At 60.0% G+C, this 17,662-nt stretch carries 15 protein-coding genes and 1 pseudogene; 9 read left to right on the top strand and 7 right to left on the bottom strand.

Features of this window, described 5'->3' with window-relative positions; all coding sequences use genetic code 11:
* Window positions 1–50: 50 nt before the first annotated feature.
* The 5 genes and pseudogenes from L904_RS18470 to L904_RS18450 form a co-directional block, all read right to left on the bottom strand.
* Window positions 51–1,108 (bottom strand): annotated as a pseudogene (locus L904_RS18470) (ABC transporter ATP-binding protein).
* A 13-nt stretch (window positions 1,109–1,121) separates the two neighbouring features.
* Window positions 1,122–1,904 carry an iron ABC transporter permease gene (locus L904_RS18465; RefSeq protein WP_035261247.1) on the bottom strand — a complete coding sequence of 261 codons (783 nt, stop codon included), beginning with the start codon at window positions 1,902–1,904 and terminating at the stop codon, window positions 1,122–1,124.
* Window positions 1,901–2,785: an ABC transporter permease subunit gene (locus L904_RS18460; RefSeq protein ID WP_020813650.1), complete on the bottom strand. Its 885-nt coding sequence runs from the start codon at window positions 2,783–2,785 to the stop codon at window positions 1,901–1,903. The genes L904_RS18465 and L904_RS18460 overlap by 4 nt, the downstream gene beginning before the upstream one ends.
* Window positions 2,786–2,886: 101 nt before the next feature.
* Entirely contained in the window at window positions 2,887–3,993 is a 1,107-nt protein-coding gene (locus L904_RS18455; protein WP_003522812.1) for an ABC transporter substrate-binding protein, read from the bottom strand.
* A gap of 291 nt (window positions 3,994–4,284) precedes the next feature.
* On the bottom strand, window positions 4,285–5,163 hold the full coding sequence (locus L904_RS18450) for a MurR/RpiR family transcriptional regulator (RefSeq protein WP_003522811.1): 879 nt from the start codon (window positions 5,161–5,163) through the stop codon (window positions 4,285–4,287).
* Window positions 5,164–5,337: 174 nt separating this feature from the next.
* On the opposite strand from L904_RS18450, the gene L904_RS18445 reads away from it, so the two are divergent.
* The 6 genes from L904_RS18445 to L904_RS18420 all read left to right on the top strand — a co-directional run bounded on the left by L904_RS18445 (window position 5,338) and on the right by L904_RS18420 (window position 12,934).
* Complete coding sequence (locus L904_RS18445) at window positions 5,338–6,111, top strand: N-formylglutamate amidohydrolase (protein WP_020813648.1); 774 nt, start codon at window positions 5,338–5,340, stop codon at window positions 6,109–6,111.
* A gap of 226 nt (window positions 6,112–6,337) precedes the next feature.
* Window positions 6,338–7,852 carry an amino acid permease gene (locus tag L904_RS18440; protein WP_020813647.1) on the top strand — a complete coding sequence of 505 codons (1,515 nt, stop codon included), beginning with the start codon at window positions 6,338–6,340 and terminating at the stop codon, window positions 7,850–7,852.
* 64 nt (window positions 7,853–7,916) lie between these two features.
* Entirely contained in the window at window positions 7,917–9,284 is a 1,368-nt protein-coding gene (locus tag L904_RS18435; RefSeq protein ID WP_031234598.1) for a glutamine synthetase family protein, read from the top strand.
* 18 nt (window positions 9,285–9,302) lie between these two features.
* On the top strand, window positions 9,303–10,691 hold the full coding sequence (locus tag L904_RS18430; RefSeq protein ID WP_020813645.1) for an aldehyde dehydrogenase family protein: 1,389 nt from the start codon (window positions 9,303–9,305) through the stop codon (window positions 10,689–10,691).
* Window positions 10,688–11,833: an iron-containing alcohol dehydrogenase gene (locus L904_RS18425; RefSeq protein ID WP_020813644.1), complete on the top strand. Its 1,146-nt coding sequence runs from the start codon at window positions 10,688–10,690 to the stop codon at window positions 11,831–11,833. Before L904_RS18430 ends, L904_RS18425 begins: the two co-directional genes overlap by 4 nt.
* A gap of 384 nt (window positions 11,834–12,217) precedes the next feature.
* Window positions 12,218–12,934 (top strand): ParA family protein, encoded by a 717-nt coding sequence (locus L904_RS18420; RefSeq protein WP_020813643.1) that lies wholly within the window; start codon window positions 12,218–12,220, stop codon window positions 12,932–12,934.
* A 48-nt stretch (window positions 12,935–12,982) separates the two neighbouring features.
* On the opposite strand, the gene L904_RS18415 is transcribed toward L904_RS18420, so the two are convergent.
* Window positions 12,983–13,501: a Spy/CpxP family protein refolding chaperone gene (locus tag L904_RS18415; RefSeq protein ID WP_020813642.1), complete on the bottom strand. Its 519-nt coding sequence runs from the start codon at window positions 13,499–13,501 to the stop codon at window positions 12,983–12,985.
* A gap of 57 nt (window positions 13,502–13,558) precedes the next feature.
* On the opposite strand from L904_RS18415, the gene L904_RS18410 reads away from it, so the two are divergent.
* The 3 genes from L904_RS18410 to L904_RS18400 are packed head-to-tail and all read left to right on the top strand — an operon-like array spanning window position 13,559 to window position 16,050.
* Window positions 13,559–14,113, top strand: a complete 555-nt coding sequence (locus L904_RS18410; protein WP_020813641.1) for a Crp/Fnr family transcriptional regulator — start codon at window positions 13,559–13,561, stop codon at window positions 14,111–14,113.
* 37 nt (window positions 14,114–14,150) lie between these two features.
* On the top strand, window positions 14,151–14,798 hold the full coding sequence (locus L904_RS18405; protein ID WP_031234597.1) for a TetR/AcrR family transcriptional regulator: 648 nt from the start codon (window positions 14,151–14,153) through the stop codon (window positions 14,796–14,798).
* 46 nt (window positions 14,799–14,844) lie between these two features.
* Window positions 14,845–16,050: an MFS transporter gene (locus L904_RS18400; protein ID WP_020813639.1), complete on the top strand. Its 1,206-nt coding sequence runs from the start codon at window positions 14,845–14,847 to the stop codon at window positions 16,048–16,050.
* 69 nt (window positions 16,051–16,119) lie between these two features.
* Here the strand turns inward: L904_RS18400 and L904_RS18395 are convergent, their stop codons facing one another.
* Window positions 16,120–17,508: a L,D-transpeptidase gene (locus L904_RS18395; protein ID WP_020813638.1), complete on the bottom strand. Its 1,389-nt coding sequence runs from the start codon at window positions 17,506–17,508 to the stop codon at window positions 16,120–16,122.
* Window positions 17,509–17,662: the final 154 nt, after the last annotated feature.

Here is a 17,662-nt window from a genome sequence, read left to right as displayed (position 1 = left end):
CTACCATGTCCCGCAAATGGGCGAAGCGGTTTTGCGTCTGGAAAAGCGCTTCAGTCCTTGATGACCATCAGGTCGCCGGCTGCGAATTTCAGCGTCACCTGCTCACCGACGGCGGGCGGTGCTGTGCCGGGATCGTTGAACATGTCGAAAGACAGGGTCGAGCCGCCGAGATCGAGACGGGTGCGGATGACGGAGCCGAGGAACTGGCTGGAGGTGACGAGGCCGGAAATGGCGACATCGCCTTTCGCATCGCTGCCGAGCGAGCCCGCTTCCGGTCGCAGGGCAAGGGTGATTTTTTCGCCATTCGCCGCATCGACCGGCTTGTGCAGGGTGATCTGCTGCTCTCCGACACGGATGGTATTGGATGAGGAATCGACCACGGTGGCGTCGATGAGGTTCAGCGTGCCGACGAAGGAGGCGACGAAGCGGGTCGCGGGCTTGTTGTAGATATCGAAGGGGGAGCCGATCTGGTCGGCGCGACCGCCATTCATGACGACGATGCGGTCGGAAATCGACAGGGCCTCTTCCTGATCTGGGTCACGAAAATGGTGGTGATGCCGAGTTTCTGCTGGATCTGGCGGATTTCCTCGCGCAGCGACACGCGGATTTTGGCGTCGAGCGCGGAGAGCGGCTCGTCCAGCAGAAGCACTTCCGGCTTCGGTGCGAGCGCGCGGGCGAGCGCTACGCGCTGCTGCTGGCCGCCCGACATCTGGTAGGGGTAACGATCCGCCAGATGTTCCAGATGGATGAGCTGGAGCATTTCCTTCACGCGGGCGTCGATCTCGGCTTTCGGCTTGCCGGCGACTTTGAGCCCGAAGGCAACGTTTTCATAGACATTCATGTTCGGGAACAGCGCATAGGCCTGGAACACCATGCCGATATTGCGCTGGTTCGGTCTGAGCGCCGTCTGGTCCTTGCCGTTGATGACGATCGATCCGCCGCTCGGGGTCTCGAAGCCGGCGATCATGCGCAGCACGGTGGTCTTGCCGCAGCCCGACGGCCCAAGGAAGGAGACGAACTCGCCCTTTTCGATGGCCATGTTGAAATCATGCACGACCTGCACGGAGCCGAAGGATTTCTTGATGTTGCTAAGTGTCAAAAAGCTCATGAAAATATTGTCCTCAGGCCTTGGGAGGCGCGCCCTTCTGGTAGCGTGAAACGAGTTGGATCAGACCCAGGCAACCCCAGGTGATGCCGAAGGAAATCACGGCAAGTGCGGCCGGTTCATAGGCGCGGTTGGCACCGAGCAGCTGCATGTAGGGGCCGAAGGCCGGGCGGTTCAAAAGGGCCGCCATGGTGAATTCACCGATGACGATGGCGAAGGTCAAGAACGCACCTGACAGCACGGCGACCAGAACATTCGGCAGGATGATGCGCGAGAGGATGGTCGTCCAGCCCGCGCCGAGGCTCTGCGCCGCTTCCGTCAGCGTCGCCACATCGATGGTTCGGAGGCCAGTATCGACGGCGCGGTACATATAGGGCAAGGCCAGTGTGGCATAACCGAACATCAAAAGCAGGTTGGTGCCGAAGCTCGTGCCGGTCAGCGGCAGCCAGCTCGAGGTGTTGTAAAGCCGGATATAACCGAAGACGATGACGATGGCCGGGATGACCAGCGGCAAAAGCGTGATGAATTCGATATAGGGGCGCAGGCTTGGCAGTTTCAGGCGCACCCAATAGGCGGTGGGCACCACCAGCAGAACCCCGAAGACGATGGTGAACAGCGCCATCACCACCGAATAGCTGAAGGTTTCCTGAAAACGCGGGTCGGTGAGCACCTTGCCATAGGCGTCGAAGGAATATTCTCCGCGCCGCATTTTCAGCGAGAAGTTGGTCATGCCGATCAGTGGCAGGGCGAAATAGAGCAGGCCGAAGATCAGCGCGCCCCAGGCGAAGAAACGCTTCATTTCAGCCACCTTTCGCTGCGGGCGCGCAGCCAGATATAAAGCGCATTGGCAATGCCGGTGACGACGATCATGCCGAAGGCAAGCGCGTAACCGAGATGCGGATTGCCGAGAACGTCACCACGGATCTGCGCGAAGAGCAGGATAGGCACGATGTTGAGCGAGGAACCGGTGAGCGCGATCGCGGTCGCCACCGCGCCGAAGGCATTGGCAAACAGCAGCGACATGGTGCCGAGCAGCGACGGCAAAAGGATGGGGAATGCCACCATGCGCCAATATTGCAGGCCGGTGGCGCCAAGGATTTCCGCCGCCTCGCGCCATTCGCGCTTCAGCCCGTCCAGCGCAGGCGTGATGATGAGAATCATCAGCGGTATCTGGAAGAACAGATAGGTGACGGTCAGGCCCCAGAAGGACAGGATGTTGAAACCGAGCAACCTCAGATCAATGCCGATTTGCGTCTTCAGGAAGACGGTGAGAAGGCCGACCGGGCCAAGCGTGGCGATAAAGGCGAAGGCGAGCGGCACGCCGGCGAATTGCGAGGCGACGCCGGAAAAGGTCAGAAGCGGTCCGCGAATGCGCTGCGGCAGGCCACCAAGAACCACGGCGGCGGCGACGGCAAAGCCGATCAGGCAGCCCAGCGCCGCCGAGGCGAGGCTGATCTTGATCGAAATCCAGTAGGCCGCAAGGATGGAGGAGGTGAAAAGCCCGGCGATATTTTCCAGCGTGAAGCTGCCATCGGCATGCTGGAATGCGCCAATGACGATCTTCATCGTCGGCATAATCAGAAACAGTAAAACAAAAACGGCAAAAGGTACGACGCCAATCCAGTGCAGCGGCAGTTTCCTGCCCGCGTCGGATGGTCCGCCGGTGTTGGTTGATGGCATCCTTGTCCCCAAACGCCGTTTTCAAACGGTCTGTATATAAAGGTCTACATCATAAAAGAAGCACCCCGGCTTTTGATCGGCCGGGGTGCGTTTTCAACAGTTTACTTCACGTTTGCGCCGACAACGCTGTCCCAGCCACCGGTGACGGCAGCCTTGTTGGCGTCGACTTCCTCGAGTGTCGGGAAGATCGCCTTTTCATAGGCTGCTGCCGGCGGCAGGCTGTCGATCAGTTCCTGCGGAACCTTGCCGGCCTTGACCATGGCGTTGAAGCGGATCGGGTGGCAATAGCCCTTCAGCCAGCCAAGCTGACCGTCGTCGGAGTAGAGGTGTTCCATCCAGAGCTTGGCAGCGTTCGGATGCGGGGCGTAAGCGGAAATGCCCTGAACGTAGACGCCGGCCAGAACGCCCTTCTCAGGAACGATGACTTCCGTCGGCGGGTTGTCGTTCAGCGTCTTCTTCCAGGAAAGGGCGTTATAGTCCCAGGCGACGATGATCGGGGTCGCGCCCTGCGCCAGCGTGCCGGCCTTGCCGATAACCGGCAGGAAGTTGCCGGCCTTGTTGAGATCGGCGAAATATTTGAGACCGGCTTCACCGGCTTCCTTGCCGGACTTCGCACCGGTGGAAAGGCCGGCGGCGAGAACGCCGAGGATGGCCTGGTTGGAAGCGCGCGGATCGCCCGCGAGCGCCACCTGACCGGAATATTCCGGTTTCAGCAGGTCGGCCCAGTCCTTCGGTGCGTTGTTGACGAGGTCCTTGTTCACGAAGAAGGACATCACGCCGTAATAGTCGCCGTACCAGTAACCTTCCGGATCCTTGACGTTGTCGGGAATTTCGTCCCAGGTGGAGACCTTGTAGGGCTGCAGCAGGCCTTCGGCCTTCATCTGCGGGCCGAAAGCGAGGCCGACGTCGACGACGTCAGGCGCCTGCGGGCCCTTATTGTCCTTGTTGGCCTTCACCGCTTCGACTTCGTCGGCGGAGCCGGCGTCGGGGTTCAGTTCGTTGACGGTGATTTCCGGATATTTCGCCTTGAAGGCGGCAATCACGTCGCCGTAACCGCACCAGTCGTGCGGCAGCGCGACGGTGGTCAGCATGCCTTCCTTCTTGGCGGCGGCGATCAGCTCGGCGCTCGGTTCAGCGGCGGCAATTGCGGTGGAGGCGATGACCAGTGCAGTGGTCGTAGCGAGCAGTCGGCGGCAGTGAGAGATCACTTTTTTCTCCTCTTCGTGTTCTCATATTGCGGACGCTGATACGGATTCTCGATGAAGCTAATGTGACGGCTGGATTGCAATTTATTTATCCGGATTCCGTCACTTTACGCCCGTTTTCCGCCATCACCCGGCTTTTTGCCTGCAATTGCGGGAGATTCCCCTCATGATCCGTGGTGGCCAGATACGTTCCCCAGCTTGGTTTCTTGTCCTGTTTTATCGTGCTGGTAGCGATGACAGGTATCCAATCAGCGTGCGGCATCCGCGTCAAGCAAGTTGCCCGGCTATGTAGTTTCATGTTCTGTCCGGCCTGCGGAACAGCCGCGTCTGTTCGAACAGGCCTTCCAGTGCATTCATGCGTTCCCTGGTTTCATCCCAGGTGCCGTTCTGCACCGCTTCGATCAGCGCTTCGACCACGAACAGCGTGACGACCGAGGAATCCCATGCCGAGGGAGCTTCGATCCTGACGCGGAAAGTGTGCAGCGCGTGGCGCGCCACCGGCGATGTCCATTGATCGGTGAAGAGAATGATCTGCACGCCGTTTGCCTTGGCCACTTCGGCCAGCGTCGTCATGTCGTGCTCGTAACGGCGGATGTCGAAGATAACCAGTATGTCGCCGGCGCTCATGTTCAGCATATATTGCGGCCAGGCGCTGGAATTCGACGACATCAGCGTCGTCTTCGGCCGGATCACCTGCATATGGGTGAAGAAATATTCGGCAATCGCGCCGGTGATGCGCCCGCCGACGAAATAGATGCTGCGCTTGCGGTCGGAAAGCAGTGCCGCAGCATTGTCGAAGACGGCGGTGTCGAGATCGCTCAGCGTATCGCGCAGATTGCCGGTGATGGCATCGGCGAAGCGGTTGAGAATATGCAGGCCGGGCGCGTTGGTTGCCCAGCGGTCATGTTTGGCGATGGGGCCGGAGATCGTCGCTTCCAGTTCCTGGTGCAGATGCGCCTGAAATTCCGGGTAGCCCTTGTAGCCGAGCTTCTGCACCATGCGCGCCACCGTCGGCGTCGAAACGCCGGCATTTTCCGCAATGGTGGTGATGCTGCCGAGGCCGGAGACGGGGTAGTTGCCGAGCAGGCTCTCCGCCAGCCGTTTTTCCGAACGGGTCAGTGCGTCGTAATGGGCATGAATGACATCCGACACGGTCGCCGTCGTGCTGCGCAAATTTTTCCCCTTCCGGTCTTCTGCCGGTGCATGGCTAAAATAAACATCTGTGCCAGCTATCGAGTCAATGGGAAAATGAAGAGAAAATTTCAAAATTCCATTTGACACTCGCAATAATGTGAAGAATTCTTTTCGGCATTGACGGAGCGACGGGGTTCCGGGCGGGGTTCGTGCATGACGGTGCGGTCACGGTTTTTCACAGATGCGGAAGGGCAGGCCGTCGGCATCGAGAATGCTGCGGCGAAGGGCGATGTCCTTCTCGTCTGCGAACATGCCTCCGCCACCATTCCGCAGAAATTCGGCACACTGGGTCTTTCGCCGGAGGTGCTTTCGAGCCATGCGGCCTGGGATCCGGGCGCTCTGGCCGTTGCCCGGCTGCTTTCGGAAAAGCTTGACGCCACGCTCGTCTATCAGCGGTTTTCGCGTCTCGTCTATGATTGCAACCGGCCGCCCGAATCGCCTTCCGCCATGCCGGTGAAAAGCGAGATTTACGATATTCCCGGCAATTTCGATCTCAGCGAAGCGGAGCGGTTCGCCCGCACCTCAGCACTTTATGTGCCGTTTCATGACCGGGTGAGCGAGATCATCGCCGCGCGGCAGGCGGATGGCCGCAACGTGGTGGTGGTGACCATCCACAGTTTCACGCCGGTCTATCACGGCCGGTTCCGAAAGGTTGAGATCGGCATCCTGCACGATACCGACAGCCGCCTCGCGGATGCGATGCTGGCGGGCGCCGAAGGGTCCACGCTCACGGTCAATCGCAACGATCCCTATGGCCCGGAAGACGGCGTGACGCATACGCTGCGGCTGCATGCGCTGCCGGACGGGCTTTTGAACGTCATGATCGAGATCCGCAACGATCTCATCACCAATGAAGGAGAGCAGGCGGCAATCGCCGGTTTTCTTTACGAGCTTATGGGGAAGGCGCTCTCATCGATCGATGAGTGAGGGAGCTATGGCCGGCCGATGGTGAAAACACCGGGGTCGGCTGCCAGATGAGACTGCCGCCATTTTATAAAAACCGGCCATGCAGCCGGAAAAACACAAAGCGGCAAGGGAACAGCAAGTGCGTGCGGCCAATCGCGGGAAATTCCCGGGTGAAGCCGGAAACTGGGGCACAATCGGCCAATAATGGCTGACTGGCTTGTTTTTTTCTTATTCAGGAGAGAAGGGCATGGACAGTTCATCGTCAGGCGTCAGCTACAAGAAGGCTGATGCATCCTATTTCGAAAAACGCGGACTATCCCGTTATGCGGGCGTGTGGTCGCTCTGGTCGCTCGGCGTCGGCGCGGTCATTTCCGGGCATTTTTCCGGATGGAATTTCGGCTTCTCCACCGGCGGCTGGGGCGGCATGCTGGTGGCGGGCATCATCATCGCCATCATGTATCTCGGGCTGACATTTTCGATTGCGGAAATGAGCCCGGCCTTGCCGCATACCGGTGCGGCCTATTCCTTTGCCCGCACGGCCATGGGCCCATGGGGCGGCTTCATCACCGGGCTTTGCGAGAATGTCGAATATGTGCTGACGCCGGCGGTCGTCGTCACCTTCATCACGGCCTATGTGAACTCCATTCTCGGCCTCGATCCCGCTTATTCACCCTTCGTGTGGATAGCGTTCTACGCGATATTCCTTGCGCTCAATGTCTTCGGGCTTGAGCTTTCCTTCAAGGTGACGCTGGTTATCACGCTGATTTCGCTTGCCGTTCTGGTGTTCTTCTGGATCAGCACCATCCCGAACATCGATTTTTCGCGTTTCGCGCTCAACATCGGTGTCGGACCTGACGGCAAGGCGGTGGAGCTGCCGGAGGGCGGCGGTTCCTCCTTCCCCTTCGGGTTCTCGGGCGTTCTCGCGACGCTGCCTTTCGCGGTCTGGCTGTTCCTTGCCATCGAGCAACTGCCGCTGGCGGCGGAAGAATCGGTCGATCCCAAGCGCGACATGCCGAAGGGCATCATCCTCGGCATGATAACGCTGATGGTTTCGGCCTTCATGATCGTATTGCTCAACCCATCCCTGCCGGGCGTCGGCGCCTTCCATCTCAGCTCCTCGCTTGAGCCGCTGCTCGATGGTTTCAAGGCGATCTATGGCGATGGCGGCGTGGTGGTGCTGGGTCTCGTTGCCTTGACCGGCCTGATCGCCAGCTTCCATACGATCCTCTACGCGCAGGGCCGGCAGATCTATTCGCTGTCGCGTGCGGGTTACTTCCCGACCGTGCTGTCGATCACCCATTCCAAGTACCGCACGCCATACGTTGCCAACATCACCGGCGCGATTGTCGGCTTGGCGGTCATGCTCGTCATCTGGTTCGCGCTGGGTGCGGAACAGGGCGGCAGCATCATCGGCAGCGTGCTTTTGAACATGGCCGTATTCGGTGCGATGTTCTCCTACATCATGCAGGCGATTTCCTTCATTCTGCTCCGAAAGAACCTGCCGCATATCGAGCGGCCGTTCCGCTCGCCCTTCGGCATTCCGGGCGCGGTTCTGACGGTCATCATCGCCATCGTCACGCTGCTCTACCAGATCCAGGATCCGAACTTCACCAAGGGCGTGCTCTGGGTCGCCGTCTGGTTCGCCGTGGCGATTGCCTACTTCGCCTTTGTCGGACGCCATCGCCTCATCCTGTCGCCGGAAGAGGAATTCGCGCTGGAGCACAAGCAGGCTGCGGTTGCCGCAGCGGCTGCAAAGGCCTGATGTTCAAACAAACGGGCGGCCGCATTCCGGCCGCCCGGCCACGACAATAAAGGGAACGGACAAAATGACGAGCTACACATTCGACGCGCTTAAAATGGATGTCGCCGAGGGGCGCATCGACACGGTTCTGGCCTGCCTTGTCGACATGCAGGGGCGTCTGATGGGCAAACGGTTCCAGGCGGAATTCTTCGTTGAAAGCGCCTTTGAGGAAACCCATAGCTGCAATTACGTGCTTGCTACCGACATGGAGATGGAAACCGTTCCCGGTTACAAGTCCTCCAGCTGGGAAAAGGGTTATGGCGACTATGTGCTGAAGCCCGATCTTTCCACGCTGCGGCGTGTGCCGTGGCTGGAAGGCACGGCGCTGGTATTGTGCGACGTGCTCGATCATCACACCCATGAAGAAGTGCCGCATTCGCCTCGCGCGCTCCTGAAAAAGCAGGTGGCGCGGCTGGAGGCCATGGGGCTGAAGGCCTATATGGCGACCGAACTGGAATTTTTCCTGTTCGACCAGACCTTCGACGCGGCACGCGCTAACGGTTACAAGGGCCTGAACCTCGCCAGCGGTTATAATGAGGATTACCATATCTTCCAGACGACCAAGGAAGAGGATGTCATGCGGGCGCTGCGCAAGGGCCTGCAAGGCGCCGGCATTCCGGTCGAGAATTCCAAGGGCGAAGCGTCCGCAGGTCAGGCGGAAATCAATGTGCGTTATGCCGATGCGCTGACCATGGCCGACCGGCACGCCATCATCAAAAACGCGACCAAGGAGATTGCGTGGTCCAAGGGCAAGGCGGTGACCTTCCTCGCCAAGTGGAATTACAACGCCGCCGGCAGCTCCTCGCATATTCACCAGTCGCTGTGGAGCGCCGATGGCAAGACGCCGGCCTTCCTCGACAAGGACGCCAAGCACGGCATGTCGGAACTGATGCGGCACTATGTTGCCGGGCTTCTCGCCCATGCCAGCGAGATCACCTATTTCCTCGCGCCCTATATCAATTCCTACAAGCGGTTCATGGCCGGCACCTTTGCGCCCACCAAGGCGATCTGGAGCCTCGACAACCGCACGGCGGGATATCGTCTCTGCGGCGAAGGCACCAAGGGTATCCGCATCGAATGCCGCGTCGGCGGCTCGGACCTCAATCCCTATCTCGCCATGGCGGCTTTGCTTGCGGCGGGCATTGACGGCATCGAAAATAAACTCGAACTTGAGCCCGCTTTTGTCGGCGATGCCTATGGCGGCAAGGACGTGCGCGAGATACCCAAGACCCTGCGTGACGCCACTGCCTATCTGGATGGATCGAAAATGCTGCGCAACGCCTTTGGCGACGATGTGATCGATCATTACGTCCATGCCGGACGATGGGAGCAGGAAGAATACGACCGCCGCGTGACCGACTGGGAAGTGGCGCGCGGTTTCGAACGAGCCTAATCATTACGGGAAAACATCATGACCATGATCCAGAATATCTCGCCCATCGACGGCTCGGTTTATGCCGAGCGGGAGGCGATGTCGCTGGAGGCGGCGCGGGCCGCCGTTTCGAAAGCGCGCAAGGCGCAAAAGGACTGGGCGCGGCGTCCGCTTGAGGACCGCGTTCAGCTGGTTCTGAAGGGCGTCGCCCGCCTCAACGAAATGGTGGCGGAAGTGGTGCCGGAACTGGCGCATATGATGGGCCGTCCGGTGCGTTATGGCGGCGAGTTCAAGGGGTTCAACGAGCGCTCCAACTATGTCGCTTCCATCGCCGCCGATGCGCTGGCGCCGCTCGTCATCGAGGAAAGCGGCAATTTCGAACGCCGCATCGAGCGCGAAGCGCATGGCGTGGTCTTCGTCATCGCGCCGTGGAACTATCCTTACATGACGGCGATCAACACCGTCGCACCCGCCTTGATGGCCGGCAATACGGTCGTCATCAAACATGCGGCGCAGACGCTGCTGGTGGGCGAGCGCATGGTGCGGGCTTTCGTCGAGGCCGGTGTGCCTGACGATGTCTTCATCAATGTTTTCCTCGACCACGGCACGACCTCGGCGCTGATTTCCGAGGGCCTGTTCAACTTCGTCAATTTCACCGGTTCGGTGGAAGGCGGCCGCGCCATCGAGCGCGCCGCGGCCGGCACCTTCACCGGTCTCGGGCTTGAGCTTGGCGGCAAGGACCCCGGTTATGTGATGGAGGACGCCGATCTCGACGCCGCCGTCGATACGCTGATGGATGGCGCCACCTATAATTCCGGGCAATGCTGCTGCGGTATCGAGCGCATCTACGTCAATGAAAACCTCTATGACGCCTTTGTCGAGAAGTCCGTGGCGTGGGTCTCCAACTACAAGCTCGGCAATCCGCTCGAGCAGGAGACCACGCTCGGGCCGATGGCCAACAAGCGTTTCGCCAAGGTGGTGCGCGCGCAGGTCGCCGATGCTGTTGCCAAAGGCGCGAAGGCATTGGTCGATCCGAAGCTTTTCCCCGCCGATGATGGCGAGAGCGCTTATGTTGCGCCGCAAGTCCTCGTCAATGTCAATCATTCCATGGAATTCATGACCGAAGAAACCTTCGGCCCGGCCGTCGGCATCATGAAAGTGAAGAATGACGACGAAGCCATCGCGCTTATGAATGACAGCAAATACGGGCTGACCGCCTCGCTGTGGACGCAGGATGCCGCCCGCGCCGGGCGCATCGGCCGCGAAATCGAAACCGGCACCGTGTTCATGAACCGCGCGGATTATCTCGACCCCGCCCTTTGCTGGACCGGCGTGAAGGAAACCGGCCGTGGCGGCTCGCTCTCCGTTCTCGGTTTCCAGAATCTGACCCGACCGAAATCCTACCATCTGAAGAAAGTCACGAAATGAATATCGTCGCCAACTGGAGCTATCCCACCGCCGTCAAGCTTGGCCGTGGCCGGATCAAGGAACTGGCGGAAGCCTGCAAAACGCTCGGCATCAAGAAGCCGCTGCTCGTGACGGATCGCGGCCTTGCCAATATGGCGATCACCGCGCATGCGCTCGATGTGCTGGAAGAGGCGGGTCTCGGCCGGGCGATCTTCGCCGAGGTCGATCCGAACCCCAACGAAATCAACATGGAAGCCGGCGTGAAAGCCTATCGCGATGGCGGCCATGACGGCGTCGTCGCTTTCGGCGGCGGTTCGGGCCTCGATCTCGGCAAGACTATCGCCTTCATGGCCGGGCAGACACGCCCGGTCTGGGATTTCGAGGATATCGGCGACTGGTGGACACGGGCGGATGCCGCCAAGATCGCGCCCATCGTCGCCGTGCCGACGACGGCGGGCACGGGTTCGGAAGTCGGTCGCGCCAGCGTCATCACCAATTCGCAGACCCATGTGAAGAAGATCATCTTCCATCCGAAGCTCTTGCCCGGCGTCGTCATCTGCGATCCGGAACTGACGGTCGGTATGCCGAAGGTCATCACGGCGGGCACGGGCATGGATGCCTTTGCCCATTGCCTCGAGGCCTATTCGTCGCCCTTCTATCATCCGATGAGCGCCGGCGTGGCGCTGGAGGGCCTGCGGCTCGTCAAGGAATTCCTGCCGCGTGCCTATAAGGACGGCACGGATATCGAGGCGCGCACCAATATGATGGCGGCGGCGGCGATGGGGGCGGTTGCCTTCCAGAAGGGTCTCGGCGCCATTCACTCGCTCTCGCACCCGATCGGGGCGGTCTACAACACCCATCACGGCATGACCAATGCCGTCGTCATGCCGGCGGTGCTGCGCTTCAATCGCCCCGCCATCGAAGACAAGATTGCCCGCGCGGCCGCCTATCTCGGCATTTCCGGCGGTTTCGACGGCTTCTATGACTATGTGCTGGAGCTTCGCAGGGAACTCGGCGTGCCGGAAAACCTGACCGCCATGGGCATCAAGCCCGATCGTATCGACGAACTGGCGGCGGAAGCGATCAAGGATCCGAGCTGCGGCGGTAATCCGGTGCCGATGACGCTGGAGAATACGAAGAAGTTGTTCGAGGACTGCTTTTAAGGAGCGACCTTTATTCGTCAGGTTTGTGAGAGGTTGAGAGGGTGCCGCTTGTTTCTTCTCCCCGCCGGGGAGAAGGTCGCGGCAGCGGGATGAGGGGGCAAGCTCTCGGTCTCTCGCTGACGTTGCCCCCTCATCCGACCCTTCGGGCCACCTTCTCCCCGGCGGGGGGAAGAAACGAGTGGCAACGTCGTGCCCTGCGCGGGGAGCGAGCTACGTACGATTTCTAATCCATGAAGCCCGCGACGACCCGGTCGCGGGCTTTTCGTTGCGCGGCATAACCGTTCTTAGCCTTTTATTAACCCTGTTCGTTAAGATTATGGAAAGCACCATGATTGGCTCGGTGCGTGAATGAGCATGAAATGGCTCTGATCAATCGGGGATATCATGCCTGTCATTACTTTTGCCAACACCAAGGGCGGCGCCGGAAAAACCACTGCCGTGCTGCTTCTGGCAACCGAACTCGCCCGCAGCGGCTACCGCGTGACGGTTCTGGATGCCGATCCGCAATTGTGGATTTCCCGCTGGCACGATCTGTCCGGCGAGATCGAAAATCTCTCGGTGATTTCGCATGTGACGATGGCTTCGCTTGAAGGCCATATTCGCGAGAATAAAACCAATACCGACTGTTTCATCATCGATCTGCCTGGGTCGAAAAACCCGCTGCTGACTATGGCGCTCGGTATTTCCGATCACGTGCTGATCCCGGTGCAGGGCTCTGCCATGGATGCGCGCGGCGCTGCCGAGGTTCTGGATCACATCGAATTCCTGAACCGCAAGATGGGCAAGGCCATCGCCCATTCCATCGTACTGACACGGGTGAATGCCATGGTGGCGACGCGCTCGCTGCTGCTCGTCAAAATGCTGCTGGTGGAAAAGAACGTCTCGGTGCTCAATACGCCGATTGTCGAGAGAGCGGCCTATCGCGATATTTTCGATTATGGCGGCACGCTTCTCTGTCTCGATAAGGACAAGGTCAGCAATATCGACAAGGCGGTGGAGAACGCGAAAGCCTTCGCCACCGAAGTCGTCGGCCTGCTGCCGAAACGTCTTTTGCGGCTCGGCACGCAACCCGCGCGCCTTTTCACCCGCAAGGCCGCCTGAAAGCCGGAGCTGCCGCCAGGGCAGGGACCGGCTCCGTCCGCGCGCTCGTTAAGGTGCATAGCCGCGCAGCCTGTTGTACCGTGCGACCTGCTCCTTGGTCAGCAGCTTTACCGTTTCGAGATGAGCGGCAAGGTGGATGTATCTCAGTCTGGCGCGGCTTTCTTCAATACGGTCGAGTTGCGCTCGCAATTGATCCGCATCGATTGAGCCATTACGGAAGCCTGCATCCAGTGCCGCTTCGCGGGCGATCATTTGCCTGCCTTCTGTCGCAGCATCTTTCCGCATGGTTTGAAACAGCTGTTGGACGGCGGCGGCCTGCTCGGTCGTCAGCGCCAGTTCGGTCGCCATCTTGCTGACGTGTGAGGGACCCGGCATACCGTTGAGATCGGCGGCTTTCGCAAAGCCCCATCCGCCTCCCTGTTCCAGTTCGGCAATATCTTCAGCCGACAGGCTCTTGATGGTTCGGCTCTGCTGGCCCGCATAGGGAGATTGGTGGAGATGCTGCTCTTCCCCGGCGGCTGAGAGGGGGAGAAGAGCGGTGAGGAAGATAAGAACCGTGGATTTCATGGGGCTACTTGGGTTGTTGCGATCCCCTGAGCTTGTCAGCAGGCCGGTTTGCCGGACATGATAGAAATCATGTCGAGTTCGATTTTTGACCAGCTTCGCCCGAAGGCGTCCGCGTCCAGATCCTTTGAAAAAGGCGAATACCTTTTTCATCAAGGCGATTCCATTCACGTGCTGGCGCTGGTGGTCGAGGGCTATGTCCATCTGATGCGGTTTCAGGAGGATGGACATAGTGCCGTGTTGCAACGGGCGGGGCCGATGTCGGTTCTTGCCGAAGCCTCGGTGTTTTCGGAGAAATATCACTGCGACGCCATCGCCATGACAGCCGGACGTGCCTTGTTCGTGCCTATCGGCACGCTGCGGCAATTGCTGGAACGCGAACCCGCATTCGCACTCGAATGGATAAATCATATCTCCGGCGAGCTAAAAAAGGTCAGGACGCGGGCGGAAATATTGGCGCTGCGCTCGGTTGGCGCGCGGCTCGATGCCTGGATCACCGTCAATGAAGGTCTGCTTCCGCCCAAGGGGCAATGGAAGAGCCTCGCTGCTGAAATAGGTGTTTCTCCCGAGGCGTTGTATCGGGAAATAGCCAGGCGCCCGGCTTCATCGCGCTAGTTCGCACAGAGGATAAAATTATTCGCTTGATTTGGAAATGATCGTTTCCTATATTCCAGCCATGAGCAATATCAACCACACCAATTCACCGGAACAGCGCCATCGCGGCAGGCCGCGCGAGTTTGACGTCGACCGTGCGCTCGATGGGGCGATCCGCGTTTTTTCGCGGCGCGGTTATCATGCCACCTCCGTCGGTGATCTCACCGATGCGATGGAACTGGCGCAGGGCAGTCTTTACAAGGCTTTCAAGGACAAGAAAGCCATCTTCATCGCCACGATGGAACGCTACAGGATCGTGCAGACCGAGCGTTTCGAGGCGGCGGTGGCCGGTTGTGACACCGGTTATGAGCGCCTGAGAGCAGGCCTGATGTTCTATGCGGAACGGTCATATGGCGGTGTCGGTTCCGATGGATGTCTGGTGGTTGGTGCTGCTGCCGATCTGGCGGCTCTGGATGACGATATTGCAATCGTGGTCGAGCGGGCGGTGAAGGCGAGGGAGAGAATTGTCGCCCGCCTCGTTGCCGAAGGGCAGAAGGATGGTTCCGTGCGTTCGAAGGCCGATCCCGACGATCTCGCCCGGGCGATGCTGTGCATGATGTACGGCATGCGCGTGGTGGGAAAGACGGGGCGCAGCCTCAAAGACATGGTGGCCGTGGTGGATATCGCCATGAAGCTTGCCGAGTGATTTTGTGACTATTTAGGAAACGACTGTTTCCATTTTGGAGAAAATGATGACGACGCGTGTAATTGAAGGGGATGATGTCGAGGCAACATCCATTTCCCCGGCCTTGACTTTTTTGCTGGCGACAGCCTGCGGACTGATTGCCGCCAATCTTTATTATGGCCAGCCGCTGGCCGGCATTATCGGGGCGGAACTTGGTCTTTCCGCGGGCGCGACGGGGCTGATCGTGACCCTGACCCAGATCGGCTACGGTATCGGTCTGCTGTTTGTCGTGCCGCTTGGCGATCTCGTTGAAAACCGCAAGCTGGTGGTCAGCGCCGTCGCGATGGCGGTGCTTTCCCTTGTGGCAGCGGCATTCGCGCCGCATGCGGCCCCGTTTCTGATTGCGGCCTTTCTGGTCGGCGTCAGTTCCGTGGCGGTGCAGGTCATCGTTCCCTATGCCGCCCATATGGCGCCGCACGCCATTCGCGGCCGGGTGGTCGGCAATGTCATGAGCGGGCTGATGGCCGGCATCATGCTGGCGCGGCCGGTTTCCAGCCTGTTATCGGAAGTGGTCTCCTGGCGGGGTGTGTTTCTGACCTCGGCGGCCGTCATGGCGCTTCTTGCCGTGGTGCTTTTCCGGCTTCTGCCTGCCCGTATGCCCGATGCGCGCCTGAGTTACGGCGCATTGATGGCCTCGATGGGCCGGCTGGCGCTGCACACGCCGATCCTGCGGCGGCGGGCGATCTATCACGCCTTCCTGTTTGCGGCCTTCAGCCTGTTCTGGACCACGACGCCGCTTTATCTGAGCGGACCGCATTTCAATCTGAGCCAGGGTGAGATCGCGCTCTTTGCGCTGGCCGGTGCGGCCGGCACCGTGGCCGCGCCGATTGCCGGGCGGATGGCGGATCGTGGCTGGACGCGTGCGGCCACCTTCTTTGCCCTGGTGGCGGTGGCGCTCTCCTTCGCCGTTACGCATCTTGCGCCCGAAGGCTCGCATCTGGCGCTCGCCATTCTGGTCGTCGCAGCCATCGTTCTGGATTTCGGCGTCACCACCAATCTGGTGCTTGGCCAGCGTGCCATCTTCACGCTCGGAGCGGAATTCCGCAGCCGCCTGAACGGCATCTATATGGCGACGTTCTTCATGGGCGGCGCAATCGGTTCCGCCGTCGGCGGCTGGGCCTATGCCGTCGGCGAATGGCAAGCCGCCTCGTGGATCGGCTTCGCCTTGCCGGTGGCAGCCCTGCTTTATTTCCTCACGGAAAAACGGGACTGAAACGCCATTAAATGAAAAAAGCCCGGCGGACCAAACCGCCGGGCTTTCTCTTTTTTCTTTCGGTCGATCCTATTCCGCGAATTCGACCACCACGCCGGGGCGGACCATTTTCGCCAGTTCGGTCGCATCCCAGTTGGTCAGGCGGATACAGCCGTGGCTGTTGGTCTTGCCGATCTTCGAGGGTTCCGGCGTACCGTGAATGCCGTAGGTCGGCTTCGACAGCGCAATCCAGACCGTGCCGACCGGGCCGTTCGGACCCGGCGGAATCTGCAGGATCTTGTCGTTCTGGCCCTGCTTGAAGTTGATCTTCGGATTATAGGTGTAGCCGGGATTGAGCGCGATACGCTCCACCGTGTGCGTGCCGCTCGGCGAGGGCGTGTCCGTGGAACCGATGGTGGCGGGATAGGCGGCGATCAGATTGCCGTCCTGACCATAGGCGAAGACCTGTTTGATGCCCTTATGCGCGACGATACGGGCGACCTGTCCCTTTTTCGTCTCGCCCGGATTGACGACCTTGATGATGGTGCCGGGCACGGAAAAATCGATGCCGGGGTTGAGTTCCTTCAGATAGTTCTCATCCATGTGGAAGCGTTCGGCGAGCGCTTCCGAAGTCGAGGTGAAGGAGAGGGCAGGCAGCTGCGACTTCTCGGCATAGTCGTCCGGGATGGAGGCGACATAGGGACCGGCGGCGTCGGCGGCGGTGATGGTATAGTCGACGATCGGCATACCGCCGGAAGCGCGCAGACGCTCCAGAATGTCATCGGAATTGTTGGGGTCGAGCTTTTCGCCGGTCATGTCCTGCCAGGCGGCAATCGCCTTGTTGACATTGTCGCCCATCTTGCCGTCGATAACGCCGGGCGAGATGCCTTCACGGTCGAGGAATGTCTGGAGCGCAACGATTTCTTGGCGCGAGCGATTGACCGGCGTTGTCACCGGTGTATGGCGCTCGATCAGGTGGTCCGGCTGCGGAACGGCGGCGGTGGTGCTTTCGCCCGGCATCGGCTGGCCGAGCGGGCCGCTTTCCACCGCACCGGGTGCGGGAACGGAGCCGGTGTAGAAATTCTCGTCGGAACCGTCGCCGCGGTATTCGCGGTAATCGCGCACGCTGCCATTGTCCTGATAGCCGTAGTCTCGTTGCGGCTCACGATACTGGCCGCCGGGGGCGGGCGGATAATAGGTGGTGTCGCGCTGGCGCGCCTGCTGCCGCTGCTGGTAGCCAGAGGGCATTTCGGTGGCCAGGAGATTGCCGTACTGGTCGTAAAACACCGTGCGTCCCATGGAATCGCGGCTGATGACGATATCGCCGCGCTCCGGCATGAAGTCGAGCACGCGACCGTCCGGGGTCACCAGCATCGTCTGCTGATCGCCATAACGCTGCTGCGCGCCAGCCTGTAGCGGGGCGATAGCTGCCGCCAGCGCGACTGTCAGACCCAGAGCTGCGTTAAGAAACTGTTTCACGATTCTGCTATCCCTTGCTTGTTCACCGATAAACACACCGCAATCTTGACCCTATTGTGAAAAAGGTGAATTCGCGGTTAATGCAATCTTAATTTCCGTCACGGTTAGTAGCGTTTCCGTGAAGCATGCGTTTTTAGGGTCACAGGGAGGTTAT

It is taken from the genome of Agrobacterium sp. LY4 (genome assembly GCF_001526585.1).
GTDB classification, from domain to species: Bacteria; Pseudomonadota; Alphaproteobacteria; order Rhizobiales; family Rhizobiaceae; genus Agrobacterium; species Agrobacterium leguminum.
The sequence above is the reverse complement of the archived record's forward strand: the minus strand, read 5'-3'. Positions and strand labels throughout refer to the sequence as shown.

Coding starts and splice junctions, on each gene's coding strand:
- L904_RS18465 (WP_035261247.1), bottom strand. CDS start 1,904: ATGAAGCGTTTCTTCGCCTGGGGCGCGCTGATCTTCGGCCTGCTCTAT.
- L904_RS18460 (WP_020813650.1), bottom strand. CDS start 2,785: ATGCCATCAACCAACACCGGCGGACCATCCGACGCGGGCAGGAAACTG.
- L904_RS18445 (WP_020813648.1), top strand. CDS start 5,338: ATGACGGTGCGGTCACGGTTTTTCACAGATGCGGAAGGGCAGGCCGTC.
- L904_RS18440 (WP_020813647.1), top strand. CDS start 6,338: ATGGACAGTTCATCGTCAGGCGTCAGCTACAAGAAGGCTGATGCATCC.
- L904_RS18435 (WP_031234598.1), top strand. CDS start 7,917: ATGACGAGCTACACATTCGACGCGCTTAAAATGGATGTCGCCGAGGGG.
- L904_RS18430 (WP_020813645.1), top strand. CDS start 9,303: ATGACCATGATCCAGAATATCTCGCCCATCGACGGCTCGGTTTATGCC.
- L904_RS18425 (WP_020813644.1), top strand. CDS start 10,688: ATGAATATCGTCGCCAACTGGAGCTATCCCACCGCCGTCAAGCTTGGC.
- L904_RS18420 (WP_020813643.1), top strand. CDS start 12,218: ATGCCTGTCATTACTTTTGCCAACACCAAGGGCGGCGCCGGAAAAACC.
- L904_RS18415 (WP_020813642.1), bottom strand. CDS start 13,501: ATGAAATCCACGGTTCTTATCTTCCTCACCGCTCTTCTCCCCCTCTCA.
- L904_RS18410 (WP_020813641.1), top strand. CDS start 13,559: ATGATAGAAATCATGTCGAGTTCGATTTTTGACCAGCTTCGCCCGAAG.
- L904_RS18405 (WP_031234597.1), top strand. CDS start 14,151: ATGATCGTTTCCTATATTCCAGCCATGAGCAATATCAACCACACCAAT.
- L904_RS18400 (WP_020813639.1), top strand. CDS start 14,845: ATGACGACGCGTGTAATTGAAGGGGATGATGTCGAGGCAACATCCATT.